Annotated in this window: 21 protein-coding genes and 1 pseudogene; 4 read left to right on the top strand and 18 right to left on the bottom strand. The window is 65.8% G+C overall.

What is annotated here, in order from left to right; genetic code table 11:
* Positions 1–19: 19 nt before the first annotated feature.
* Positions 20–442, bottom strand: a complete 423-nt coding sequence (locus CF68_RS01375) for an NfeD family protein (protein ID WP_035815529.1) — start codon at positions 440–442, stop codon at positions 20–22.
* 152 nt (positions 443–594) lie between these two features.
* Entirely contained in the window at positions 595–2,979 is a 2,385-nt protein-coding gene (ppsA, locus tag CF68_RS01370; RefSeq protein WP_035815527.1) for a phosphoenolpyruvate synthase, read from the bottom strand.
* Between the two features lie 397 nt (positions 2,980–3,376).
* Between ppsA and CF68_RS01365 the strand changes: the two genes are divergently transcribed.
* Entirely contained in the window at positions 3,377–4,180 is an 804-nt protein-coding gene (locus tag CF68_RS01365) for a pyruvate, water dikinase regulatory protein (RefSeq protein ID WP_010809585.1), read from the top strand.
* Positions 4,181–4,230: 50 nt separating this feature from the next.
* Here CF68_RS01365 and CF68_RS01360 read toward each other — a convergent pair whose 3' ends face one another.
* From CF68_RS01360 to rpsB, 16 genes are all read right to left on the bottom strand, one after another.
* Entirely contained in the window at positions 4,231–5,013 is a 783-nt protein-coding gene (locus CF68_RS01360) for an RNA methyltransferase (protein WP_035815524.1), read from the bottom strand.
* A gap of 25 nt (positions 5,014–5,038) precedes the next feature.
* The gene (gene rnhB, locus CF68_RS01355; RefSeq protein ID WP_035815523.1) at positions 5,039–5,755 is read right to left on the bottom strand and encodes a ribonuclease HII; all 717 of its coding nucleotides are present in this window, start codon (positions 5,753–5,755) and stop codon (positions 5,039–5,041) included.
* Positions 5,755–6,963, bottom strand: coding sequence for a lipid-A-disaccharide synthase (gene lpxB / locus CF68_RS01350; RefSeq protein WP_035815522.1), 1,209 nt, complete (start codon positions 6,961–6,963; stop codon positions 5,755–5,757). The genes rnhB and lpxB overlap by 1 nt, the downstream gene beginning before the upstream one ends.
* Before the next feature lie 12 nt (positions 6,964–6,975).
* The gene (lpxA, locus tag CF68_RS01345) at positions 6,976–7,779 is read right to left on the bottom strand and encodes an acyl-ACP--UDP-N-acetylglucosamine O-acyltransferase (RefSeq protein WP_013956949.1); all 804 of its coding nucleotides are present in this window, start codon (positions 7,777–7,779) and stop codon (positions 6,976–6,978) included.
* A 132-nt stretch (positions 7,780–7,911) separates the two neighbouring features.
* Positions 7,912–8,361, bottom strand: coding sequence for a 3-hydroxyacyl-ACP dehydratase FabZ (fabZ, locus tag CF68_RS01340; protein WP_013956950.1), 450 nt, complete (start codon positions 8,359–8,361; stop codon positions 7,912–7,914).
* Between the two features lie 11 nt (positions 8,362–8,372).
* On the bottom strand, positions 8,373–9,464 hold the full coding sequence (lpxD, locus tag CF68_RS01335; RefSeq protein ID WP_035815521.1) for a UDP-3-O-(3-hydroxymyristoyl)glucosamine N-acyltransferase: 1,092 nt from the start codon (positions 9,462–9,464) through the stop codon (positions 8,373–8,375).
* 53 nt (positions 9,465–9,517) lie between these two features.
* Positions 9,518–10,045 (bottom strand): OmpH family outer membrane protein, encoded by a 528-nt coding sequence (locus tag CF68_RS01330; RefSeq protein ID WP_035815519.1) that lies wholly within the window; start codon positions 10,043–10,045, stop codon positions 9,518–9,520.
* Positions 10,046–10,068: 23 nt separating this feature from the next.
* Complete coding sequence (gene bamA / locus CF68_RS01325; RefSeq protein ID WP_235205634.1) at positions 10,069–12,402, bottom strand: outer membrane protein assembly factor BamA; 2,334 nt, start codon at positions 12,400–12,402, stop codon at positions 10,069–10,071.
* A gap of 100 nt (positions 12,403–12,502) precedes the next feature.
* Entirely contained in the window at positions 12,503–13,906 is a 1,404-nt protein-coding gene (gene rseP, locus CF68_RS01320) for an RIP metalloprotease RseP (RefSeq protein WP_035815515.1), read from the bottom strand.
* A 107-nt stretch (positions 13,907–14,013) separates the two neighbouring features.
* The gene (gene ispC / locus CF68_RS01315) at positions 14,014–15,195 is read right to left on the bottom strand and encodes a 1-deoxy-D-xylulose-5-phosphate reductoisomerase (RefSeq protein ID WP_035815513.1); all 1,182 of its coding nucleotides are present in this window, start codon (positions 15,193–15,195) and stop codon (positions 14,014–14,016) included.
* 11 nt (positions 15,196–15,206) lie between these two features.
* Positions 15,207–16,028, bottom strand: coding sequence for a phosphatidate cytidylyltransferase (locus CF68_RS01310; protein WP_035815511.1), 822 nt, complete (start codon positions 16,026–16,028; stop codon positions 15,207–15,209).
* Positions 16,029–16,064: 36 nt separating this feature from the next.
* On the bottom strand, positions 16,065–16,835 hold the full coding sequence (gene uppS / locus CF68_RS01305) for a polyprenyl diphosphate synthase (protein ID WP_035815510.1): 771 nt from the start codon (positions 16,833–16,835) through the stop codon (positions 16,065–16,067).
* A 44-nt stretch (positions 16,836–16,879) separates the two neighbouring features.
* Positions 16,880–17,440: a ribosome recycling factor gene (gene frr / locus CF68_RS01300; protein ID WP_035815509.1), complete on the bottom strand. Its 561-nt coding sequence runs from the start codon at positions 17,438–17,440 to the stop codon at positions 16,880–16,882.
* Between the two features lie 114 nt (positions 17,441–17,554).
* Positions 17,555–18,265 carry a UMP kinase gene (gene pyrH, locus CF68_RS01295; RefSeq protein WP_013956959.1) on the bottom strand — a complete coding sequence of 237 codons (711 nt, stop codon included), beginning with the start codon at positions 18,263–18,265 and terminating at the stop codon, positions 17,555–17,557.
* Between the two features lie 271 nt (positions 18,266–18,536).
* On the bottom strand, positions 18,537–19,415 hold the full coding sequence (tsf, locus tag CF68_RS01290; RefSeq protein ID WP_035815508.1) for a translation elongation factor Ts: 879 nt from the start codon (positions 19,413–19,415) through the stop codon (positions 18,537–18,539).
* Between the two features lie 296 nt (positions 19,416–19,711).
* Complete coding sequence (gene rpsB / locus CF68_RS01285; protein ID WP_013956961.1) at positions 19,712–20,458, bottom strand: 30S ribosomal protein S2; 747 nt, start codon at positions 20,456–20,458, stop codon at positions 19,712–19,714.
* A gap of 335 nt (positions 20,459–20,793) precedes the next feature.
* On the opposite strand from rpsB, the gene map reads away from it, so the two are divergent.
* The 3 genes and pseudogenes from map to CF68_RS01270 form a co-directional block, all read left to right on the top strand.
* Complete coding sequence (map, locus tag CF68_RS01280; protein WP_013956962.1) at positions 20,794–21,612, top strand: type I methionyl aminopeptidase; 819 nt, start codon at positions 20,794–20,796, stop codon at positions 21,610–21,612.
* 87 nt (positions 21,613–21,699) lie between these two features.
* Entirely contained in the window at positions 21,700–24,282 is a 2,583-nt protein-coding gene (locus CF68_RS01275) for a [protein-PII] uridylyltransferase (RefSeq protein ID WP_035815507.1), read from the top strand.
* Between the two features lie 22 nt (positions 24,283–24,304).
* A pseudogene (locus CF68_RS01270) lies at positions 24,305–24,820 on the top strand (16S rRNA pseudouridylate synthase); the annotation flags it as partial.

Below are 24,820 nucleotides of genomic sequence, written 5' to 3'. Positions count from 1 at the left end.
TGCGCAATAAGACAGGGCTTCAGCGGGGAGACACGACCAGGGTGCTGCCGCGCACCGCGACGATGCGGTGGCGGCCTGGTGCAGCGGCACAATCGGGCGCCAGCTCCACGGTCCAGTCGGCGCCGCGGTATGGCACGCGGGCGCGCCCGTTGGCGTCCCAGCCGGGCACGTCGAGCTCCTGGCCGATATCGATATTGACGTTGGGATCGGCAGCGGCGTTGCCGCGCCGCAGCTTGCCAAAGCGGGTGCGGCGCAGGCCGGCGATCAGCACCGCCGCGACCAGCGCTGCCACCAGCGTCTGCGCGGCCGGCGACAACCCCAGCAGGGCCCCCACTCCGCCCGCGGCCAGCCCCACAGCCACCATCAGCAGATAAAAGGTGCCGGTGTTCAGCTCGATGATCACCAGCGCGACCGCTGCCACGAACCAGATGTAGTACGCCATCCAAGCTCCCGTTCGTCCAGATACATCCCGAAAAGTAAAAACCCCGCAGCGCCTTTCAGCGTCTGCGGGGCAGTAGCAACACCTGACGCAGGGCCGGTGCCTGCCGGCTGCCAGAAGGCGCCGGCAATATCGTTATTGTGACGTCAAATGCTTCAGGAAGCCAGCTTTTGCCAGGTTTCGACCACCGAGTCCGGATTCAGCGAGATCGACTTGATGCCTTCCTTGGTCAGCCACTCGGCAAAGTCCGGATGGTCCGAAGGGCCCTGGCCGCAGATGCCGACATACTTGTCCAGGCGGATGCACGCCTCGATGGCGCGCGACAGCATGAACCGCACTGCCGGATCGCGTTCGTCGAAGTCCTTGGCCAGCAGCTCCATGCCGGAGTCGCGGTCCAGGCCCAGCGTCAGCTGGGTCAGGTCGTTCGAGCCGATCGAGAAGCCGTCGAAGTACTGCAGGAACTCTTCGGCCAGGATCGCGTTGGACGGCACTTCGCACATCATGATGATGCGCAGGCCGTTCTCGCCGCGCTTCAGGCCATGCTTGGCCAGCAGTTCGATGACCTTCTCGGCCTGGCCGAGCGTACGCACGAACGGCACCATGATCTCGACGTTGGTCAGGCCCATTTCATCGCGCACGCGCTTCATGGCCTTGCATTCCATCTCGAAGGCTTCGGCGAAGTCGTCGGCGATATAGCGCGAGGCGCCGCGGAAGCCCAGCATCGGGTTTTCCTCGTCCGGCTCGTAGCGCGAACCGCCGATCAGCTTCTTGTACTCGTTGGACTTGAAGTCCGACAGGCGCACGATCACGGGCTTCGGGTAGAAGGCCGCGCCGATGGTGGCGATGCCCTCGGCCAGCTTGTCGACGTAGAACGCGCGCGGGCTGGCATGGCCGCGGGCCACGCTTTCCACGGCCTTCTTCAGGTCGGCATCGACTTGCGGGTAGTCGAGGATGGCCTTCGGGTGAACGCCGATGTTGTTGTTGATGATGAATTCCAGGCGGGCCAGGCCGACGCCGCAGTTCGGGATCTGCGCGAAGTCGAACGCCAGCTGCGGGTTGCCCACGTTCATCATCAGCTTGACGTCGATTTCCGGCATATCGCCACGCTGGACTTCGGTCACTTCGGTTTCCAGCAGGCCGTCGTAGATGCGGCCTTCGTCGCCCTCGGCGCACGACACCGTCACCAGCGTGCCGTCCTTCAGCACGTCGGTGGCATCGGCGCAGCCGACCACGGCCGGCACACCCAGTTCACGCGCGATAATGGCCGCGTGGCAGGTACGGCCGCCACGGTTGGTGACGATGGCCGAGGCGCGCTTCATCACCGGTTCCCAGTTCGGGTCGGTCATGTCGGCCACCAGCACGTCGCCGGGCTGCACCCGTTCCATCTCGGACGGGTCGTTGATCACGCGGACCGGGCCGGTGCCGATCTTCTGGCCGATGGCGCGGCCGCTGGTCAGCACGGGAGCGGTGCCCTTGAGCTTGAAGCGCAGCTCGGCCTTGCCGGCGGACTGGCTCTTCACCGTTTCCGGGCGCGCCTGCAGGATGTAGATCTTGCCGTCCTTGCCGTCCTTGCCCCACTCGATGTCCATCGGGCGGCCATAGTGCTTCTCGATGATCATCGCGTAGCGGGACAGCTCGGTCACGTCCTCATCGGTGATCGAGTAGCGGTTGCGCAGTTCGCCCGGCACGTCGACGGTCTTCACGCGGCCGGCTTCGCCCGGCTTGGTGAACTCCATCTTGATCAGCTTGGAGCCGATCGAGCGGCGGATGATCGGGTACTTGCCAGCCTGCAGCGTCGGCTTGAAGACGTAGAACTCGTCCGGGTTGACCGCGCCCTGCACCACCGTTTCGCCCAGACCGTAGCTGGAGGTGATGAAGACCACGTCGGGGAAGCCGGATTCGGTGTCGATGGTGAACATCACGCCCGAAGCAGCCAGGTCCGAACGGACCATGCGCTGGATGCCAGCGGACAGCGCCACCACGTCATGGGCAAAGCCCTTGTGCACGCGGTAGGAAATGGCGCGGTCGTTGTACAGCGAGGCGAACACGTGCCTGATCTTGTCGAGCACGTCGTCGATGCCGCTGACGTTCAGGTAGGACTCTTGCTGGCCGGCGAACGAGGCGTCGGGCAGGTCTTCGGCGGTGGCCGACGAGCGCACCGCGAACGAGGCCTCGGCGCCTTCGCGCTCGGCCACGCGGGCGTAGAATTCACGGATTTCCTGCTCCAGGCGCGGCTGGAACGGCGCGGCGGCGACCCAGCCGCGGATCTCGGCACCGGCCTCGGCCAGGGCCTTGACGTCGTCGACGTTCAGGGTCTTCAGGCGCTGGGAAATGCGCTCGGTCAGGTTGTTGTGGGCAAGGAAGTCGCGGAAGGCGAGCGCGGTGGTGGCAAAGCCGCCGGGAACCCGCACGCCGGCTTGCGCCAGCTGGGAGATCATCTCGCCCAGCGACGAATTCTTGCCGCCGACGATTTCCACGTCAGCCATGCGCAACTGCTCGAACGGCAGCACATAGGCGCCGTTATCTGCCTGGTTAGTCATGAGAGCCTCAAAACAAAGTAGAAAACTTGTCGCGCATGTCCGGTATGTTCTTGGAGTTCTGTTCCCGGACTGATCGCTTGGCTAAGCAACCCCGAACTGGCGCTGCAGACCTGGCGCTACGGCTCTCATCGCGTAGCGCAGATTGTCGACAATTCCGGGCCCGGATTGTTCCATGGGCGGGCACCCTGCGGAATTGCTTAGCGAAAAGATCGCCGCTATTCTACCGTGCTGCGCCGCACTTTTCTGCGGAAGATTGAATCTATTTATTAATTGCGCCATCCCCATGTCCCTGCCAGAAGCGCCCGGAACGGCGACACCCGGGTCCCAGCCTGGAACGCAGCCTGAATCCCCCTCCGCTCCCGCGCCCCAGGCCAGCGAGCGCCCTGCGGTCCGCACCGTGTTCATCGTCTCGGATGGCACCGGCATCACGGCGGAGACGTTCAGCCACTCCATCCTGGCCCAGTTCGAGATGCGCTTCCGCAAGGTGCGCATGCCTTTCGTCGATACCCCGGAAAAGGCACATATCGCCGTCGGCAAGATCAATGAGGCATTCCACAACGAAGGCGTGCCGCCCATTGTCTTCACCACGCTGGTCAACCAGGAAGCGAACAAGGCACTGCGCCGCGCCAAGGCGATGATCCTGGACATGTTCCAGACCTTCATCGAGCCGCTTGAGAAAGAACTGGGGCTGAAGTCGACTCACGCCATCGGCCGCTTCCACCAGAACGCTGACACAGAGGCTTACAAAAACCGGATCGAGGCGATCAACTTCTCGCTGGCGCATGATGACGGCCAGTCACACAAGAACCTGGAAGAAGCCGATGTGATCCTGGTGGGCGTGTCGCGCAGCGGCAAAACCCCGACCAGCCTCTACCTGGCCATGCAATACGGGCTGAAGGCGGCCAATTACCCGCTGATCCCCGACGATTTCGAGCGCGGCCGGCTGCCGTCGGCGCTGTATGCGTTCAAGCCGAAGATCTTTGGCCTGTCGATCGATCCGCAGCGCCTGACGGAGATCCGCAACGAGCGCCGCCCGGGCAGCAAGTATGCAGCACTGGAAAACTGCCGCTATGAGGTCAACGAGGCCGAGGCGATGATGCGGCGCGAAGGGATCAAATGGCTCTCTTCCACGCACAAATCGATTGAAGAGATCGCGACCACGATCCTGCAGGAGATCAAGGTCGATCGCGACAACTACTAAGCAAAAAGCGGCCGTTCAGGCCGCTTTTTGCTTGCGCTGCCGGCGCAGCCTCAGGCGGCGCGCCGCTGGCGCACTGCCTCGAACAGGCAGATGGCGGTCGCCGCCGCCACATTCAGCGATTCCAGCCCGCCCGGTTGCGGGATGCCCACCTTGCGCGTGACGTGCGCCATCCAGCCGTCGCTGACCCCTGCCCCCTCGTTGCCGACCACCCAGGCCACCGGCCCGCGCAGATCGGTATCGAATACCGCGGCATCGGCGTGCGACGAAGTCGCCAGCAGCGGCACCGCGAGGCGCGGCGCCAGCGACTCAAGCGTGCAGTGCTCGACGATATTCAGGTGAAAGTTGGCACCCATGCCAGCACGCAGCGTCTTGACCGACCAGGCAAAGGCACAGCCGGTGGCAAGGAAGGCATGCTGGATGCCGGCGGCGGCGGCGCTGCGCAGGATCGACCCGACATTGCCGGCATCCTGCACCCCGTCCAGGATGATGCAGTCTTGTTCGATGCGCGCCGGCAGGTGGCCGACCGGCGTCTCGATCACCAGCATCAGGTCGATGCCATTGGCCACACCACTGATCTGCGTGAACAGTGCATCGGCCAGCACCACCACGCGCTCGGCTTCGATCAGCGCCAGCACCGGCGCCACCTCGGCGTGGTCATAGTGGCGCTCTGACACCAGGCAGGTGACGGGCTGGCCGCGTGCCGCGACGTAGGCTTGCGCCAGGTGCACGCCGTCCAGCAGCGACTGGCCGGCCTTGCGGCGCTGGTGGGTAGAGCCGGCGAGCGCCTTCAGATGCTTGAACAGCGCGTTGTCGCGCGAGGTGACGTGCTTCACGATGCGGAGATGGTCTGGGTGCCCTTCACTGCGCGGGCGTGACGGATACCGTCGCGACAGGCTCGGTGACTTCCGCGGTGGCGGGCATGGCGGTGAACATGGGCAGCCGGGCCAGCGCCTCGCGCACCGGCGCAAACGAGCGGCGGTGGTGCGGCGAGGCGCCGAACTCAGCCAGCGCAGCCAGATGCTGCGGCGTGCCATAGCCGACGTGCGAATCGAAGCCATACTGCGGATAGCGCTCGTGCAGCACCCTCAGCTCGCGGTCGCGCGCCACCTTGGCGAGGATCGACGCCGCCGAGATCGCCTTGACCAGCGCATCGCCCTGGACAATGGCTTCGACCGGGAACGGCACCTGCGGGCAACGATTGCCATCGACCTGCACCAGGTCCGGCACGATGCCACTGGCGGCCAGCCCCTGCACGGCACGCTGCATTGCCAGCATGCTGGCGTGCAGGATGTTGAGCGTATCGATCTCCTCGACCGTGGCAAAGGCGATATGCCAGCCCAGCGCGCGTTCGCAGATCTTTTCGTAGAGCTGCTCGCGCTTGGCGGCAGTCAGGATCTTGGAGTCGGCCAACCCGCGAATCGGACGCTTCGGGTCCAGTATCACCGCGGCGGCATAGACCGGCCCGGCCAGCGGGCCGCGGCCCGCTTCGTCAACGCCGCACAGGCGCTGCACTGCGGCAGCGGCCGGGGCGAGGTCGAGGCCCATTTGGGGAGAGGCGGCGTTGCGGCGCGCCATCAGACGGTCCCCCGGCTGTGCATCAGGTCGACCACCACATCGGCGGCCAGTTGCGCGGTATTGCACTTCAGCGTCTCGTGCATGCGGGTGAAATGCTCGTAGAGGAAGGCGGTGTTGCCCTCGTCGTTGAGCTGCAGCAGCGTTTCGCGGGCCAGCGCCTCGGGCGTGGCATCGTCCTGCAGCAGTTCCGGCACGACGAAGCGCCCTGAAAGGATATTAGGCAATCCCACGTACGGCAGGTAACCCTGCCGCTTCATGATCTGCGCGGTCAGCCAGGGCACCTTGTACGAGATCACCATGGGCTTCTTGTACAGCGCCGCTTCCAGCGTGGCGGTGCCGCTGGCCAGCAGCACCACGTCGGCCGCTTCCATCGCCTGGTGCGACTTGCCGTCGACGATGGTCAGGCGCAGTTCGGGATACTGCGCGTGCAACTCTTCGATAATGGCGCGCAGCGGCGCGCTCGCCGCCGGCAGCACGAACGCCAGGTTCGGGTCCATGCGCTGCATTTGCGCCATCGCCGCAAAGAAGGTGGCGCCAAGGTTGCGCACCTCGGACTGGCGGCTGCCCGGCAGCACCGCCACCACCCGATGCCCGGCGGGCAGGCCGAGCTCGGCGCGCGCACCGGCGACGTCAGGCACCATCGGGATCACATCGGCCAGCGGATGGCCCACGTAGGTCGCGGGAATGCCGGCCTTGGCGTAGATCTCCGGCTCGAACGGGAACAGGCACAGGATGTGGTCCACCGCGCGCGCGATGGTGCGGATGCGCCCGCCGCGCCAGGCCCAGATCGACGGGCTGACAAAATGTACCACCGGAATGCCGGCACGGCGCAGCGGCACTTCCAGGCCGAAATTGAAGTCCGGGGCGTCAACCCCGATAAAGCATTGCGGCGGATTGGCCAGCAGCCAGTCGCGCACCGCGCGCCGCGTGGCCAGGATCTCGCGCAGCGAGCCCAGGACCTCGACATAGCCGTTGACCGACAGTGTTTCCATCGGCCAGCGCGAGGTGAAGCCCTGCGCCATCATGCGCTTGCCGCCGATGCCGGCGTACTCGACCGTATCGCCCAGGCGGGACTGCAGCCCGCCCATCATTAACGATGCCAGCAGGTCGCCCGAGGCCTCGCCGGCCACCATGGCGATGGTGCCGCGCTGGTCCGCGGCGCTACCGTTGCCTGTGGGCAAGCCACCCCGAATTGCGGCGTCGACCATTGCGGTCCGGTCTCAGCGTACGATGCCGCGCTGGGTGGCGGCAAGGAAGTCGACAAACGCTTGCAGCGGCGCTGCGGTGCCGGCATCGGCCTGGCCCAGCAAGGCCACGATCTCGTTGCGCGCCTCGTCGAAGCTGAGGTCGGACTTGTAAAGCAGCTTGTAGGCCTGGCGCAGCGCAGCGATCTGGCCCGCGTCGAAGCCGCGGCGGCGCAGCCCCTCGACATTGACGCCGTGCGGCGTGGCCTTGTTGCCGCTCTTGTCGCTGGCGGCGATCACGAACGGCGGCACGTCCTGCACCAGCGCCGAGGCGCCGCCCAGCATCGCATGGGCGCCGATGCGCACGTACTGGTGCACGCCGCTCATGCCGCCCAGGATCGCCCAGTCGCCCACTTCAACGTGGCCGGCGATCTGCGCGTTGCTGGAAAACACGGTGTGGTTGCCGACCGTGCAGTCATGCGCGATATGCACGTAGGCCATGATCCAGTTGTCGTTGCCGAGGCTGGTCAGGCCGCGGTCCTGCACCGTGCCGGTGTGGATCGTGGTGAATTCGCGGATGGTGTTGCGGTCGCCGATCTCGAGCCGGGTCGGCTCGTTGCGGTACTTCATGTCCTGCGGCACGCCGCCGACCGATGCGTAGGGGCCGATGGTGTTGCCCTCGCCGATCGTGGTGTAACCCTCGACCGTCGTATGCGAGCCGATCCGGGTACCGCTGCCGATCCGCACATTGGCGCCAACGATGGAGAACGGGCCGACGGTCACGTCGGATGCCAGCTCTGCCTTCGGGTCAACCAGTGCGGTGGGGTGGATTTGCGTCATACGTCTGTCCTCTGGTGTGTCTGGTGAAGGATGGGCCCATGCGCGGGGCAAAGGTTCCCGTCCGGGCCGCTCGCGCCCGTCAAACGGGGCGTGGCGGACCGCCTGCGGCGTTGCCGCCGGCCGTGCTCGGCCTCACTCGGCCTGCTTCACGGTGCACATCAGCTCCGCCTCGCAGGCCACCTTGTCGTCCACCGTGGCGAACGCCTTGAACTTCCAGATGCCGCGGATATAGCGTTCGACTGTTACGTTCATGTGCAGCTGGTCGCCCGGGTACACCACCTGCTTGAAGCGGGCCCCGTCGATGCCGACAAAGTAGTACAGCGCGTCTTCCTTGCGCTCCATGTCGGCGCCGAAGGTCAGCAGGCCGGCCGACTGCGCCAGCGCTTCCAGGATCATCACGCCAGGCATCACCGGATGGCCCGGGAAATGGCCCTGGAAGAACGGCTCGTTCATGGTGACGTTCTTCAGCGTCTTGATGCGCTTCTGCGGATCGAACTCCAGCACGCGGTCGACCAGCAGCATCGGATATCGATGCGGCAGCAGCTTGAGGATCTTGCGAATGTCGATGTCGGCTGCGGTCATGATGATTTCTCTTAGTCTTGTGAGGGTTGGGACCCGGCGGCCTGGCCGCGCAGGCGGCGTTCCAGCGCCACCACCCGTTCGCGCAGCCTGGTCAGGCCGCGCACGATGGCTGCATTGCGTTCCCACTCGCCGTGCGGCAGGAACGGGAAGACGCTGGTGAAATGCCCCCCGGGCTTGGTAATGGATTTGGTGATCGAGGTGCCGCCCGACACGGTGGTGCGGTCGGCAATATTCAGGTGGCCGGAAAAATTGGCCGCCCCGCCAATCACGCAGAAGCGCCCGATGCGCGTGCTGCCCGATACCGCGGCGCAGCCTGCAATGACCGTATGGGACCCGACACGCACGTTATGCGCGATCTGGACCTGGTTGTCGATCTTGCAGCCGTCTTCGATCACGGTGTCGGCCATGGCGCCGCGGTCGATTGCCGTATTGGCGCCGACCTCAACGTCATTGCCCAGCACCGCGCGTCCCGTTTGCGGGATCTTTACGTATTCCACGCCGGTTGCGCTGATGTCCGGAGCAAAGCCAAAGCCGTCCGCGCCGATCACCACGCCGCTGTGCAGGATGGCGCGGGCGCCGACCACGCAATCGTGGTAGACAGAAACATTGGCATAGAGGAGCGAATCGTCGCCGATCTCCGCCTGCGCGCCGACATAGCCGTTGGCCAGGATGCGCACCCGCTCGCCCAGGCGCGCGCCGCGCTCGATGACCACGTTGGGGCCGATGTAGCACGAAGCCGGCACCACCGCGTCAGGCGCCACGGTCGCGCGTGGATCGATGCCGGTGCGGGTATCGGTGTTGGCCGCGCGGTCGAAACGCTGCGCCACGCGGGCAAAGCATACGTAGGGATTGCGCGCCACCAGCCAGTTGCGGCCGTCGGCCCTGCCCTCGGCGCGAACGCGCTCGAGGTCGGCAGCCGAGACAATCACGGCGCCGGCCTGCGAATCCAGCGCCTGCTGCAGGTAGAGCGGATTGGACAGGAACGAGAGCTCGCCCGGTCCGGCCTGGTCCAGGGGAGCCAGGCCGACGATCGCCAGGTCGGGGTCACCCACAACCTGCGCGCCGTTCTCGGTGGCGAGCTGACCCAGTGTGGGTGTCTGCATGGCGGTACTTCCTAAAAAAACGAAAGACGAAAGAACGTGAGAACCGGTGCGGCTTAGCGGGCGCCGGCGTTCAGTGCCTTCATCACGTCGTCGGTGATGTCAATGCGCGGGTTCACGTACACCGCTTCCTGCACGATCAGGTCGTACTTGCGCTGTTCGGCCAGCTGGCGGATCACGCGGTTGGCGCGCTCCAGCACCTGTGCCAGTTCTTCATTGCGGCGCTGGTTCAGGTCCTCGCGGAACTCGCGCTGCTTGCGCTGGAACTCGCGGTCCATGTCAGCCACTTCGCGCTGGCGGCGCTGCCGGTCGGAGTCGGCCAGTACGGCCGTGTCCTTGTCGAGCTTGTCGGCCATGCCCTTGATCTTCTGGGCCATGTCCTGCAGTTCGCGGTCGCGCTTGGAGAATTCCTGCTCCAGCTTGACCTGGGCAGCCTTGGCCGGCTGCGAGTCGCGCAGGATGCGTTCGGAGTTCACGGCGGCAATGCGCGCCTCCTGGGCCGAGGCCGGCACCGCGGCGAAGATGGCAGCCGTGGCGAGCGCGGCGGCGCCCAGGGATTTGACCAGTTTGGATGTTGTAATCATTTGAAGCAGATCCTTTATCAGAATCAGAATGCCGTGCCGATCTGGAACTGGAAGCGCTGGACCTTGTCGTTGGTGTCACGATTGAGCGGGAAGCCCATGCTGATCTTCAGCGGGCCAATCGGCGACAACCACGACATGCCGAAGCCGGTCGAGTACTTCAGCTCGCTGAAGCTCAGCGGCTGACCTTCCTGGTAGACATTACCGAAGTCAAAGAACGTGAACAGGCGCAGCGTGCGGTCCACGCCCGAGCCCGGCAGCGGGAAGATGAACTCGACGTTGCCGATCATCTTCGAGGCACCGCCCACCGGGTTGCCATTCTGGTCCTTCGGGCCGAGCGTGCTGGTCTGGTAGCCGCGCACCGAGCCGATACCACCGGCGTAGAAGTACTTGAACACCGGGAACGGCGTGTTGCCGTAGCCGTGGCCGTAAGCGACTTCGCCGTTCAGTGCCAGCGTGAAGGACTTCGAGATCGGATAGAAGTACTGCTGCTGCACGCTGGCGCGGTAGTACTGCGTATCGCCGCCCGGCAGCCCGACTTCCAGGTTGGCCTGGGTGTACGGGCCCTTGGTCGGCACCAGCGCGCTGTCGCGGCGGTCACGTGCCCAGCCGATGGTGAACGGGAAGTTGTTGATGCCGTCGCCGGAGCTCTTGCCGATCTTGTTCAGCCAGTCGGTGTACTGGGCCGGCGTGTTGACCGAGGTGTACACCTGGGTCCGTTCATAGCCGATGCCGAAGAACACCGTATCGACTTCCGAGAACGGCACGCCGAACTTGAAGCCACCGCCGGCGGACACGATCTTGTAGTCCTGGTCGCCGGTGTAGTACAGCGGGCGCGAAGTACGGTAGTAGATGTCGGTCGAGCGGCTGATGCCGTCCACCGTGAAATACGGGTCATACTGCGTCAGCGCGATGGTACGGAACGACTTGGCCGTGTTCACGTCCAGGCCCAGGCTGGTGCCGGAGCCGAACACGTTGTCCTGGCGCAGGCCGGCCTGCAGCACCAGCTTGTCGGTGGACGAGAAGCCCACACCCAGGCTGATCTGGCCGGTCGGCTTTTCAGTCACGTTGACGTTCACATCGACCTGGTCGGGCGCGCCCGGCACGTCTTCGGTGGTGATGTTGGTGTCGGTGAAGTAGCCGGTACGGTTGATACGGGCTTGCGACTGCGTGAGCTTCTCGCTGTCGAACCACGAGCTTTCCATCTGGCGCATCTCGCGGCGCACCACTTCGTCGCGGGTCTTGCTGTTGCCCACCACGTTGACGCGGCGCACGTAGACGCGGCGGCCCGGGTCGACCATCAGGGTCAGCGCGACTTCACGCTTTTCCTTGTCGATCTGTGGTTGCGGGTTGATGGTGGTGAACGCGTAGCCGTAGGTGCCCAGCAGGTCGGTGATGGCCTTGGTGCTCTGCGTCAGCTTCTCGGACGAGAAAATATCGCCCTTCTTCAACTGCAGCAGTTTTTCCATTTCCTCCTGCTTGCCGAGCAGCTCGCCCGCCAGGCGCACGTCGGACACCTTGTACTGGTCGCCTTCCTTGATGTTCAGCGTCAGGAAGATGTCCTTCTTGTCCGGCGTGATCGACACCTGGGTCGACTCGATCGCGAACTCCAGGTAGCCGCGGTTCAGGTAGAACGAGCGCAGCGCTTCCAGGTCGGCGGTCAGCTTCTGCTTGGAATACAGGTCGTTCTTGGTGTACCAGGACAGCCAGTTCGGCGTGGACAGCTGCATCTCGTCGCGCAGCGTGCCTTCCTTGAAAGCCTTGTTGCCGACGATATTGATCTGGCGGATCTTGGCGACCGGGCCTTCATCGACGTTGAACACGACCGAGACGCGGTTGCGGTCCACCGGCGTGATCGTGGTCTGCACGTCGGCGGCATAGTAGCCGCGCGCGACGTACTGGCGCTTGAGCTCCTGCTCGGCCTTGTCGATCAGTGCCTTGTCGTAGTAACGGGCTTCGGCCACGCCAACGGCACGCAGCGAACGGCGCAGCGTGTCCTTGTCGAATTCCTTGATGCCGACGAATTCGAGCTGCGAGATCGCCGGCCGCTCTTCGACCTGGACCACCAGCACGCCTTCCTCGGCGCGGATCTGCACGTCCTTGAAGAAGCCGGTATTGTAGAGGGCACGGATGGCGTCGGCGCCCTTGTCATCGGTGAAGGTTTCACCGACGCGCACCGGCAGGTAGCCAAACACGGTACCCGGCTCGACGCGTTGCAGTCCCTCAACGCGGATGTCCCTGACGACGAACGGATCGGCAGCCCAGCCCGCCGGGCTCCAGGCTGCAATAACGGCACTCGCCAGCAAGCCCAGCGAAATGCGCTTATGTCTGATCAATGTTGATCCCCTCTTTGATTCCATCCAGGATTGCGCTCCGATGCCTTATTGGACTGCGCCTGGCAAATGACGTCCCTGGCGACGGTGCCCGACGACACCACCGCCCCCTTGCCGACACACGTTTCTAGCCGTTCGCCAGAAACATTCGGCTGACGTCATTGAACAAAGCGAGCGAAGTCAGGAGCAAGATGCAGGCGATGCCAACCTTCTGCAGCATTGCCTGCCAGTGGTCTGGGACGGGCCGGCCAGTCAAAAATTCCACGCAATAATACAGCAAATGCCCCCCATCCAGAACCGGAATGGGTAACAAATTGAGTACGCCAAGGCTCACGCTGACCAGTGCCAGGAAGCTGACAAAGGCCTGCAGGCCAAGGTTTGCGGCACGCCCCGCATAGTCCGCCACGGTCAGCGGACCGCTCAGGTTCTGCAGCGAAGCCTGCCCCACCAGCATCTTGCCCAGCAGCTTGAGCGAGAGTGCGCTGGTGTCCCAGACCTGGCCGACCGCGCGCGCCAGCGCCTGGTCCGGCCGGTAGCGCACGGTTTCCATCTGCACCGCCTGGCTGAGCGCCGCGCCGAGCTTGCCCGCCGGCGCCGGGGTGGCGCCGCTCGCGTCCTTGGCGCCATCACGCGCCACGGCGGTGTCGAGCGTCACCGGCACGTCCAGGCGCTTGCCGTCGCGCTCGATGCCCAGTGTCACGGTCTGGCCGGGCTGGTTGCGCACGGCCTTGATCAGTGCGCTGGCCTGCGTGAGCGGGCTGCCCTGCCAGGCAACGATGCGGTCGTCCTTTTTTAGTCCGGCGCGCTCGGCGGCCGAGTCCGGCAGCACCTCGGTAATCGTCACCGGGCCGCCTTTGAGGTTCAGGCCCAGCGTGGCCAGCGGATCCTGTTCGGGATTGCCGCCGGTATTGGGCAGGCGCGGCAGCGTTACGTCGCGCTCGGTCCCGTCGGCGCCGCGCACGCGCAGCACGGCGCGCGCATCGCCAAAGCCCTCGGCGAATACGGCCATGCGCAGGTCATTCCAGGAGCGCACCGCTTCGGTATGGCCATTGGCGGTCAGCGACAGCACCCGGTCGCCTTCGCGCACGCCGGCCTGCGCCGCCATGGTGCCGGCCGCGGGCGCGGCCACCACCGGCACGGGCTCGCGCATGCCGCCGGCAAAGAGCGCGAAATACAGCACGATTGCCAGCGCAAAATTGGCCAGCGGGCCGGCCGCCACGATCACGAAGCGCTTGCCGACCGGCTGGCGGTTGAAAGCCCGCGGCAGGTCGGCCGGGTCGATCGGCGTGTCGCGCTCGGAGTCGATCTCGCGCTCGTCCAGCATCTTGACGTAGCCGCCCAGCGGGATCGCCGCCACCGTCCATTCAGTGCGGTCGCGGCTTTTTGAAATCCAGCGCAGCAAGGGCCGCCCGAAGCCGATCGAGAAACGCAGCACCTTCACGCCGCAGGCACGCGCGGCGAGGTAGTGCCCCATTTCGTGCACATAGATCAGCACGCACAGGGCAACGATGAAAGCGAGTACGGTTTGCATGGAGTCGGGACGTCGGTAACGATGGCTGGACTGGCGCGCCGGAACCCAGGGGATCCGGGGCCGCCGCAGCCACTATTGTCGCAGATGCGGCAAGCCGCTCCGCCGGATCAGCGGTTTGCAGCCAGGGTGGCCACGCCCGCGCGTGCCGCCTCGCGCGCCAGCGCGTCGGCTGACAGCACCGCTTCGAGTGTATTGGCAGGCCCCTGAGGTGCCGCATCAAGCACCTGCCGGACGATGCCGGCAATGTCCGTGAAGCGCACTTTACCGCCCAGGAATGCCTCGACCGCCACCTCGTTGGCCGCATTGAGGGCCGCCGGCGCCACACCGCCAGCGCGCAGTGCATCGAAGGCCAGGCCCAGGCACGGGAAGCGCACCAGGTCCGGCTTCTCGAAGTGCAAGCCTCCGGCCACTGTCAGGTCCAGCGGCGTCACGCCCGCATCGATCCGTTCCGGGTACGCCAGGCCATAGGCGATCGGCGTGCGCATGTCCGGGTTGCCCAGCTGCGCCAGCACCGAGCCATCGGTGTAGGCCACCATCGAATGCACGATGCTCTGCGGATGGATCAGTACCTCGATGCGCTCGGCGGGGGCGCCGAACAGCCAGTGCGCCTCGATGACCTCGAGGCCTTTGTTCATCATGGTGGCCGAGTCGACCGAGATCTTGCGGCCCATGACCCAGTTGGGATGGGCGCAGGCCTGGTCGGGGGAGATATCGTGCAGCGTGGCCGGGTCGCGCGTGCGGAACGGCCCGCCCGACGCGGTCAGCAACACCTTGGCGACGCCCCGGCCGTAGCGCGGATCGTCGGCCGGCAGGCACTGGAAGATGGCGTTGTGCTCGCTGTCGATCGGCAGCAAGGTGGCGCCGTGCTCGCGCACCGCATCCATGAAGATGCGGCCCGACATCACCAGCGCTTCCTTGTTGGCCAGCAGCACGCGCTTGCCGGCACGTGCTGCCGCCAGCGTCGGGCGCAGGCCTGCGGCGCCGACGATGGCGGCCATCACCGCATCGGTCTGCGCATCGGCGGCCACGGATTCCAGCGCTGCCTCGCCGTGGCTGACCTCGGTCTTCACGCCCGCATCGCGCAGCAGTGTTTCCAGTTCGCCCGCTGCCTCGGCGGTCCCCACCACGGCGCGGGCCGGGCGGAATTCGATGCACTGGTCAGCCAGCTTGCGCACCTGCCGGTGGGCGGTCAGCGCATGCACCGCATAGCGGTCGGCATGGCGCCTGACGACGTCGAGCGTGCTTTCGCCAATGGAGCCGGTGGCGCCCAGGATGGTAATGCGATGCATAGCAGACGGCTTCAGAGAAAAATCAGCATCAGGGCCGCCAGCGGGAACACCGGCAGCAAGGCGTCGATGCGGTCCAGCACGCCGCCATGGCCGGGCAGCAGCCGGCTGCTGTCCTTCTTGCCGACCTGGCGCTTGAGCAGCGATTCGAACAGGTCGCCGACCACGCTCGCGGCGACCAGCAGCGTGGTCAGCACGGCCACGTAGGCCAGGCCGCCGCGATCACCCATTGCGGAGAACCACGTCGGTGCAAAGGCATGGGTGGCGGCGAGCGCCAGGCCGATCACCAGCGCCAGCAGCCAGCCGCCGATGGCGCCTTCCCAGGACTTGCCCGGGCTGATGCCAGGCGCCAGCTTGCGCCGGCCGATGGCCTTGCCGGTGAAATATGCGCCGATATCGGCCGCCCACACCAGCACGGCCGCGGTCAGCAGCACGCCGATGCCGGCGCCGCGCAGGATCATGGTGGCATGGGCGAACGCGGGCAGCATCACCAGCCCCAGCACCGCGCCCAGGGCGGTAAACGATGGGGTCGCGGTACGCACGCCGCGCGCCAGCAGCACCACCGCGATGCCCCAGCAGACCACCGCGGCTTCGAGCAGCCAGGTGGTGGCGTGGCGCAGCGGCAGGTCATGCCAGGCAATCGCCGTGATCAGGCACGCCAGCGCATAGACGTAGGGCCACGGCCCGCGCAGCCCGATCAGGCGGCCGAATTCCCAGCCGGCCAGCAGCACGATCAAGGCCACCAGCCCGGCCAGAGCCGCGGGCGGCGCCAGGAACAGGATTGGCAGGATCAGCAGCAACAGGCACAGGGCGGTGATGACGCGGGTGAGGAGCATGCGCTGCAGTCCCGTGAGAGGTTGGAGTAGCCAGGCTCAGGCCGTACCCGATAGTCCCGGGGCGACCAGCTGTGCGCTGGTGCGGCCGAAACGGCGTTCGCGCTGGCGGTACGAGGCGAAGGCCTTGTCCAGTTCCGCGGCGTCGAAATCCGGCCAGAAAACGTCGGTGAAATACAGCTCGGAATACGCCAGCTGCCACAGCAGGAAGTTGCTGATGCGCTGTTCGCCGCCGGTGCGGATGAAGAGATCCGGCTCCGGCGCATAGGCCATCGCCAGGTGCGGCGCCAGCACCGATTCGTCGATCGAGGCCGGGTCGAGCATGGGCGAGCGCGCCAGCATCTTGCGCATGGCCTGCAGCAGGTCCCAGCGGCCGCCGTAGTTGGCGGCGATGGTCACGGTCAGGCCGGTGTTGCCGGCCGTGCGCGCCTCGGCATCGCGGATCAGCTGCTGGATGCGGGGGCTGAAGCGGTCCAGGTCGCCCACCACCCGCAGCCGGATGTTGTTGGCGTGCATCTTCACCACTTCGCGCCGCAGGGCCATCATGAACAGCCGCATCAGGAACGAGACCTCGTCCGCCGGGCGCCGCCAGTTCTCGGAACTGAAGGCGAACAGCGTCAGGAACTGCACGCCGCGGGCGGCGCTGGCTTCCACCACCGCGCGCACCGCGTCCAGCCCCCGGGTGTGCCCGGCAACGCGCGGCAGGTGCCGCTGGGTCGCCCAGCGGCCGTTGCCGTCCATGATGATGGCAACGTGGCGGGGGACGTAGGAGGTATCGGGTACGTCGAGCGTTGAACTGATGTGCTGCATGATGGCAGACGGTCGTTGACTGCCCCGGCCATGCCGGGACGGGGTCAGACCGTCATGATCTCCTTCTCTTTCTCGGCGACCATCTTGTCGATCTCGGCCACGTACTTGTCGGTCAGCTTCTGCACTTCGTCCTGGCCGCGGCGCTCGTCGTCCTCGGAGATGGTCTTGTCCTTGACCAGCTTCTTGAACTGCTCGTTGGCATCGCGGCGCAGGTTGCGCACGGCAATCTTGGCGCCCTCGGCCTCGCCCTTGACGACCTTGGTCAGCTCCTTGCGGCGCTCTTCGGTCAGTGCGGGCATCGGCACGCGGATCACTTCACCCATGGTGGCGGGGTTCAGACCCAGGTCGCAGTCGCGGATGGCCTTCTCGACCGCGCCCACCATCTTCTTTTCCCAGGGCTGGACCGTGATGGTACGCGCATCGGCCAGGCCGATTGCCGCGACCTGGCTGATGGGGACCATCGAGCCGTAGTAGTCCACCTGAACGTGGTCGAGCAGGCCGGTGTGGGCACGGCCGGTGCGGATCTTCGCCAGATCGGCCTTGAAGGCTTCGATCGACTTCTGCATTTTCTGCTCGACGCTCTTCTTTGTGTCGGCGACGCTCATTTTTACCTCCGGAAATCAGCCAACCAAGATCCCCCTGCCGGGGATCGAAAATGAATCATTCTACTCTTTGCCCGGCCGGATACCAGCGTTGCAGCGCGGCGCCCGGCGCCGGACTCACACGTGCACCAGGGTGCCCTCGTCCTCGCCCAGGATCACCCGCTTGAGCGCGCCCGGCTTGACGATCGAGAACACCTTGATCGGCAGCTTCTGGTCACGGCACAGCGCGAAGGCGGTGGCGTCCATCACCTGCAGGTTACGGGAGATGGCCTCGTCGAAGGTGATGGTGGTGTAGCGCGTGGCGCTGGGATCCTTCTTCGGGTCGGCGGTGTACACGCCGTCCACCTTGGTGGCCTTGAGCACGATCTCCGCCCCGATCTCGGAGCCGCGCAGCGCGGCGGCGGTGTCGGTGGTGAAGAACGGGTTGCCTGTGCCGGCGGCGAAGATCACCACCTTGCCCTCTTCCAGCTGGCGGATCGCGCGCGGGCGGATATAGGGCTCGACCACCTGGTCCATGCGCAGCGCGGACTGCACGCGGCCTTCGATATTGGCGTGGCGCATCGCGTCCTGCAGCGCCAGTGCGTTCATCATGGTGGCCAGCATGCCCATGTAGTCAGCGGTGGCGCGGTCCATGCCGGCGGCGCCGCCGGCGACGCCGCGGAAGATATTGCCGCCGCCGATGACCACCGCGACCTGCACGCCGAGCTTCACGATCTCGGCAATGTCGTTCACCATCGCCTCGATGGTGGAGCGGTTGATGCCGAAGGCATCCTCGCCCATCAGGGCTTCACCGGACAGTTTCAGAAGGACGCGCTTGTAGGCTGGCATGTTCACCCTCGGACAGGAGCAAATCGCTCGGTTGAGACGATCTTGAGACGTATGTTTTGGCACCGGCGGCACGGATCCTCGTGCCGCCGGCGGAAGAAAGCCGGTTTTCGGGGTGCCCCGGACTGCCGGACCACCACGGAAACTGGCTGCTGCAGTGCAACGCGGCATGCGCAGCGTCGCACTACTTATGCAGAGGGGCACCTTACGGCGCCCCTGCGGCATTATAGGCGCCCGGACCAGCCCGAACGGGCAGTCCGCGGCGCCCCGGACATCAGCCCTTCTGGGCAGCGGCCACCTGGGCGGCCACTTCAGCGGCGAAGTCGTCCTGCTTCTTCTCGATGCCTTCGCCCACCACGAACAGGGTGAAGCCCTTCACGGTCGTGTTGGCGGCCTTCAGCATCTGCTCAACCGTCTGCTTGTCGTTCTTCACGAACGGCTGGTTGAACAGCGAGACTTCCTTCAGGTACTTCTGCACCGAACCCTCGACCATCTTGGCGACGATTTCGGCCGGCTTGCCCGACTCGGCAGCCTTCTGCTCGGCAATGCTGCGCTCCTTGGCGATCAGGTCGGCGGGGACCTGCTCGGCGGACAGCGACACCGGCTTCATGGCGGCCACGTGCATGGCCACGTCCTTGGCGGCGGCTTCGTCGCCGTCGAACTCGACCATCACGCCGATGCGGGTGCCGTGCAGGTACGAAACCAGCTTGCCGCCGTTGGCGTAGCGGGCAAAGCGGCGGACCGTCAGGTTCTCGCCGATCTTGCCGATCAGGGCCGTGCGGGTGGCTTCAACGCTCACGCCGTCGATTTCCAGCGCCGACAGGGCGGCCACGTCGGCCGGGTTCTGCTTGGCGATCAGTTCGGCAACCTTGGCCGAGAACGCCAGGAAGTCGTCATTCTTGGAGACGAAATCGGTCTCGCAGTTCAGTTCGACCAGCACGCCGGTGGTGCCGTCGATGAACGATGCGACCACGCCTTCAGCGGTCACGCGCGAGGCGGCCTTGCTGGCCTTGTTGCCCAGCTTGACGCGCAGCAGCTCTTCGGCCTTGTCCAGGTCGCCGTCGGCCTCGGTCAGGGCCTTCTTGCATTCCATCATCGGCGCGTCGGTCTTCGCGCGCAGTTCTGCAACCATGCTTGCGGTAATTGCCGCCATTTGTCACTCCTTGAATGGTTCACGCCGGCTGCCGGCAGTCGCCTGCGGCACCCGGTCGGTGGGTCTACAGCACACCCGCGGCAAATACTGCCTGCGGCGGATGACAACAATTCAAATTCAAAAAAAGGGGGCGCCAGATGTGCCCCCTTTTTATTGCCCTTCTTGCCCGGTTGCCGGCGTACCCCGGCTTTCGCCTTGCGCGCAGCCCTTGGTGACGGGCGGCAAGCGTTGCTTGTCTGTCGTGCGGTGACGATGCGCGCTCGCGGGTTCCTTTCCGGCAATCAGGCGGCGGGCAATCAGCCTTCCTGCACTTCGACGAATTCGTCGTCGCCGCCGCGAGCGGCTTCAACCACTTCCTGCACCGCGTTGGCACGGCCTTCCAGGATCGCGTCGGCCACGCCGCGCACGTACAGGGCCACGGCCTTGCTCGAGTCGTCGTTGCCCGGGATCACGTAGTCGATGCCTTCCGGCGAGTGGTTGGTATCAACCACGCCGATCACCGGCACGCCCAGCTTGTTGGCTTCGGTCACGGCAATCTTGTGGTAGCCGACGTCGACCACGAAGATCGCGTCCGGCACGCCGCCCATGTCCTTGATGCCGCCGATCGACTTTTCCAGCTTCAGCATCTCGCGCTCGAACATCAGCGCTTCTTTCTTGCTCATGGTGTCCAGCGCGCCGGCTTCCTTGGCGGCTTCCATGTCCTTCAGGCGCTTGATCGAGATCTTGACCGTCTTGAAGTTGGTCAGCATGCCGCCGAGCCAGCGGGCGTCGACGTAGGGCATGCCGGCACGGCCAGCTTCTTCAGCCAGGATTTCGCGCGACTGGCGCTTGGTGCCCACGAAAAGGATGGTGCCGCGATTGGCTGCCAGCTGACGCACGTACTTCATTGCGTCCTGGAACATCGGCAACGTCTTTTCGAGGTTGATGATGTGGATCTTGTTGCGATGGCCGAAGATGAAGGGGGCCATCTTCGGGTTCCAGAAGCGGGTCTGGTGGCCGAAGTGGCAACCGGCTTCCAGCATTTCGCGCATGGTAACGGACATGTAAAACTCCAAAGGGTTAGGTCTGAAGCCCGCCCCGACATTCCTGAAAAGGAACACCCCGGATAGGCGGGCCAGCGATTTCAAGCAACAGCAGGAAATATCCTGCAAAATTCCGGCCTGGCGCGCGCAATGCTGCGGCGCAACCAAGTCAGCCCGCTATTGTAGCAACAAAAGTGCGGCCCGCTCAAGCCGCCCGGCACCCTGGCGCCCTGCGGACTCAGCCGAGGGCAGCCGCACACAGGCTGCGATCCGGTCCCGATGGTGCGATAATCCTACATTGATCTTTCGATTTCGGCGTGGCCAGTGGCCTCGCCATCACTTTTTGGCGACGCAGCATGAGCATTCACCTGAACACCGCCGAAGACATCGCCCAGATGCGCGTGGCTTGCCGCCTTGGCTCCGAGGTCCTCGACTACATCACGCCCTTCGTCCAGCCAGGTATCACCACCGGCGAAATCGACCGCCTGTGCCACGCCTACATGCGTGAAGTGCAAGGCACCGTGTCGGCGTGCCTGAACTATGCGCCCCCCGGCTATCCGCCCTTCCCCGGCGCGATCTGCACCTCGGTCAACGACGTGATCTGCCATGGCATTCCGGGCGACCGGGTGCTGAAGAACGGTGACGCGATCAACCTGGACATCACGGTCATCACCAAGGAAGGCTACTACGGCGACAACAGCCGCATGTTCATCGTCGGCGAGGGCTCGATCCTGGCCAAGCGCCTGTCGCAGGTGACCTATGAATGCATGTGGAAGGGTATCGCGCAGGTTCGCCACGGCGCCCGCCTGGGCGACATCGGCCACGCCATCCAGGTACACGCCGAAGCCGCCGGCTACAGCGTGGTGCGCGAGTACTGCGGCCACGGCATCGGCAAGAACTTCCACGAAGACCCGCAGATCCTGCACTACGGCCGCCCGGGCACCGGCGCCGAGATCAAGGCCGGCATGATCTTCACCATTGAGCCGATGATCAACGCGGGCAAGCGCGACATCCGCACCATGCCCGACCAGTGGACGGTCAAGACCCGCGACCGCAGCCTGTCGGCGCAGTGGGAGCACACCGTGCTGGTCACGGAAACCGGCTACGAGGTCCTCACGGTATCGGCCGGGAGCCCGGCACCGCCGGCCTTTATCACCGATTCCGTCGCGGCCTGAGGCCGCACCGAAGCCAGGGGCGCCTGACCAGGCGCCTTTCTTTTTCCAGCCGTGCCCACCAACCCGCTCCCCGAGCCCGCCATCTCCATGGACACCACGCCGGAACTGCTGCTTGCCGCGCGCGTGCGCGACCAGCTCAAAGCCGACAAGCAGGCGCTGTTTGCCGACTTCAACCTCAGCGCCAACGTCGGCACGCTGATCACGCGGCTGCGCCGCGCTGTCGACGCCGCGCTGGTGGAAGCCTGGCGCGGCCTGGAGATGCCCGCGGGCGCAGCGCTGGTGGCGGTGGGCGGCTATGGCCGCGGCGAGCTGCTGCCGTACTCCGACGTCGACGTGCTGCTGTTGCTGCCCGCCGAGCCCGACCACGACACCACCGGGCGCCTGGAGCGTTTTATCGGCCTGTGCTGGGACCTTGGGCTGGAGATCGGCTCTTCGGTGCGCACCGTGGACGATTGCATCCGCGAATCGCGCCAGGACGTCACCATCCAGACCTCGCTACTGGAAGCGCGGCTGCTGACCGGCAGCCGCAAGCTGTTCGAGTCGATGCGCACGCGCTACCTCGCCGACCTGGACCCGGCCGCGTTCTTCCAGGCCAAGCTGCTGGAAATGCGCCAGCGCCACGCCAAGTACCAGGACACGCCCTACTCGCTCGAGCCCAACTGCAAGGAAAGCCCGGGCGGCCTGCGCGACCTGCAGGTGATCCTGTGGATGACCAAGGCGGCGGGCCTGGGCGACAGCTGGAAAGAACTGTTCGAGCGCGGCCTGCTGACGCAGCGCGAAGCGCAAGAGCTGGCGCGCAACGAGCGCCTGCTCAAGACCATCCGCGCGCGCCTGCACCTGGTGGCCGGCCGGCGCCAGGACGTGCTGGTATTCGACCTGCAGACCGCGCTGGCGGAGTCCTTCGGCTATCGCCAGACCACCAACAAGCGCGCCAGCGAACAGCTGATGCGCCGCTACTACTGGGCGGCCAAGGCGGTCACGCAGCTCAACAGCGTGCTGCTGCTGAACATCGAGGCGATGCTGTTCCCGAGCGAGTCTCAGGTGACGCGCGTGCTCAACGAGCGCTTTGTCGAGCGCCAGGGCATGCTGGAGATCACCAGCGACGACGTCTATGAACGGGACCCGCACGCGATCCTGGAGACTTTCCTGCTGTACCAGCGCACGCCCGGCGTGAAGGGCCTGTCGCCGCGCACGCTGCGCGGGCTGTACAACGCGCGCACCGTGATGAACGCGGGCTGGCGCAACGATCCGGAAAACCGCCGCCTGTTCCTGGCCATCATGCAGGAGCCGCAGGGCATCACCCATGCGCTGCGCCTGATGAACCAGACCAGCGTGCTGGGCCGCTACCTGATCAACTTCCGGCGCATCGTCGGCCAGATGCAGCACGACCTGTTCCACGTCTACACCGTGGACCAGCACATCCTGATGGTGGTGCGCAACATGCGCCGCTTCGCCATCGTCGAGCACACCCACGAGTTTCCGTTCTGCAGCCAGCTGATGGCCAGCTTCGACAAGCCGTGGGTGCTGTGCGTGGCAGCGCTGTTCCACGACATCGCCAAGGGCCGCGGCGGCGACCACTCAAGGCTTGGCACCGTGGATGCGCGCCGCTTCTGCAAGCAGCATGGCATTGCGCGCGAAGACGCCGACCTGGTCTGCTGGCTGGTCGAGCACCACCTGACCATGAGCCACGTGGCGCAGAAGCAGGACCTGACCGATCCCGACGTGATCCACGCCTTTGCCCGCGTGGTCGGCAGCGAACGCTACCTGACCGCGCTCTACCTGCTGACCGTGGCCGACATCCGCGGCACCAGCCCCAAGGTATGGAATGCGTGGAAGGGCAAGCTGCTGGAAGACCTGTACCACATCACGCTGCGCGTGCTGGGCGGCGCGCGCGTGGATTCGCATTCGCTGTGGTCGCAGCGCAAGGAGGACACTATCTCCGAGCTGCGCCTGAAGGCCTTCGACCCGGCGCTGGGCAAGTCCCTGTGGGCGCAGCTCGACGTCGCCTTCTTCCTGCGCCACGATTCGCACGATATCGCCTGGCTCACGCGCCACCTGTATAACAAGGTGGACAGCCCCACGCCGGTGGTCAAGGCACGCGTCTCCCCCGCCGGCGAAGGCCTGCAGGTGGCGGTCTACGTCAAGGACCAGCCCGACCTGTTCGCGCGCATCTGCGGCTACTTCGAGCGCAAGGCGTTCTCGATCCAGGACGCCAAGATCCACACCACGCGCCATGGCTACGCGCTGGACACGTTCCAGGTCACCGACCCCGGCATGGCCGGCGACGGTGGCAACTACCGCGACATCATCGCGCTGGTCGAGCACGAACTGTGCGACCGGCTGCATCAGCAGGGCGCACTGCCCGAACCCACGCAGGGGCGGCTGTCGCGCCAGTCGCGCAGCTTCCCGATCAAGCCGCGCGTGGACCTGCGCCCGGACGAGCGCGGCCAGTATTACCTGCTGTCGCTGTCCGCCAACGACCGCACCGGCCTGCTGTACGCCATCGCCCGCGTACTGGCACGGCATCGCGTATCCGTCCACACGGCACGCATCAACACCCTGGGCGAACGCGTCGAAGACGTGTTCCTGGTCGACGGCAGCCGCCTGGCTGCCGACAACCGATTGCAGATTCAGCTTGAACAGGACTTGCTCGCCGCCCTCGCCATCTGAGGCGGGCGGGCAGCATCAACATATGACCGACAGCAATTCGCCGAAGCGCAAGACGCTAGGTATCAAGGCCGCCAGCGACACCGGCACGGCCGCGCGCAAGACCGGCACCCGCCCCGTGCGCGTGTCCGACCTGAACCGCAAGCGCGTGCAAGCCGTCTCCGAAGGCATCAAGCGCGCCCAGGAGCGCGCCGGCGGCAAGACCGGCGACCGTCCGGCCCAGGGCGAAGCGCAGGCCGGCGCAGCCCAGCCGCGCAAGCCTCGAGCGCCACGTCCCGCTGACGGCGAACGCCAGGCACGCCCGCGCCGTCCGGAAGGTGGCGAGGCGCGTCCGCGCCGCTTCGGCGATGACGAAAGCCGTCCCCGCCGTTATGGCGACGACCGGGGCGAGGCGCGTCCGCGCCGTTTCGAAGGCAGCGAGGCGCGCCCGCCGCGCCGCTTCGGCGACGACGACAACCGCCCGCGCCGCACGGGCGATGACCGGGGCGAGGCACGTCCGCGCCGTTTCGAGGGCGGCGATTCGCGTCCGCCGCGCCGCTTT

The sequence above is a fragment of the Cupriavidus sp. SK-4 genome (assembly GCF_000611125.1).
Taxonomy (GTDB): Bacteria; Pseudomonadota; Gammaproteobacteria; order Burkholderiales; family Burkholderiaceae; genus Cupriavidus; species Cupriavidus necator.
Note: the sequence above shows the minus strand (reverse complement) of the source record. Positions and strands in the feature narration are given on the sequence as shown.

Bases quoted from the DNA above. Each gene is read 5' to 3' on its own strand.
- CF68_RS01375 (WP_035815529.1), bottom strand. From the start codon at position 442: ATGGCGTACTACATCTGGTTCGTGGCAGCGGTCGCGCTGGTGATCATC.
- ppsA (WP_035815527.1), bottom strand. From the start codon at position 2,979: ATGACTAACCAGGCAGATAACGGCGCCTATGTGCTGCCGTTCGAGCAG.
- rnhB (WP_035815523.1), bottom strand. From the start codon at position 5,755: ATGGCGCGCCGCAACGCCGCCTCTCCCCAAATGGGCCTCGACCTCGCC.
- lpxB (WP_035815522.1), bottom strand. From the start codon at position 6,963: ATGGTCGACGCCGCAATTCGGGGTGGCTTGCCCACAGGCAACGGTAGC.
- lpxA (WP_013956949.1), bottom strand. From the start codon at position 7,779: ATGACGCAAATCCACCCCACCGCACTGGTTGACCCGAAGGCAGAGCTG.
- fabZ (WP_013956950.1), bottom strand. From the start codon at position 8,361: ATGACCGCAGCCGACATCGACATTCGCAAGATCCTCAAGCTGCTGCCG.
- lpxD (WP_035815521.1), bottom strand. From the start codon at position 9,464: ATGCAGACACCCACACTGGGTCAGCTCGCCACCGAGAACGGCGCGCAG.
- CF68_RS01330 (WP_035815519.1), bottom strand. From the start codon at position 10,045: ATGATTACAACATCCAAACTGGTCAAATCCCTGGGCGCCGCCGCGCTC.
- bamA (WP_235205634.1), bottom strand. From the start codon at position 12,402: ATGGAATCAAAGAGGGGATCAACATTGATCAGACATAAGCGCATTTCG.
- rseP (WP_035815515.1), bottom strand. From the start codon at position 13,906: ATGCAAACCGTACTCGCTTTCATCGTTGCCCTGTGCGTGCTGATCTAT.
- ispC (WP_035815513.1), bottom strand. From the start codon at position 15,195: ATGCATCGCATTACCATCCTGGGCGCCACCGGCTCCATTGGCGAAAGC.
- CF68_RS01310 (WP_035815511.1), bottom strand. From the start codon at position 16,028: ATGCTCCTCACCCGCGTCATCACCGCCCTGTGCCTGTTGCTGCTGATC.
- uppS (WP_035815510.1), bottom strand. From the start codon at position 16,835: ATGCAGCACATCAGTTCAACGCTCGACGTACCCGATACCTCCTACGTC.
- frr (WP_035815509.1), bottom strand. From the start codon at position 17,440: ATGAGCGTCGCCGACACAAAGAAGAGCGTCGAGCAGAAAATGCAGAAG.
- pyrH (WP_013956959.1), bottom strand. From the start codon at position 18,265: ATGCCAGCCTACAAGCGCGTCCTTCTGAAACTGTCCGGTGAAGCCCTG.
- tsf (WP_035815508.1), bottom strand. From the start codon at position 19,415: ATGGCGGCAATTACCGCAAGCATGGTTGCAGAACTGCGCGCGAAGACC.
- rpsB (WP_013956961.1), bottom strand. From the start codon at position 20,458: ATGTCCGTTACCATGCGCGAAATGCTGGAAGCCGGTTGCCACTTCGGC.
- map (WP_013956962.1), top strand. From the start codon at position 20,794: ATGAGCATTCACCTGAACACCGCCGAAGACATCGCCCAGATGCGCGTG.
- CF68_RS01275 (WP_035815507.1), top strand. From the start codon at position 21,700: ATGGACACCACGCCGGAACTGCTGCTTGCCGCGCGCGTGCGCGACCAG.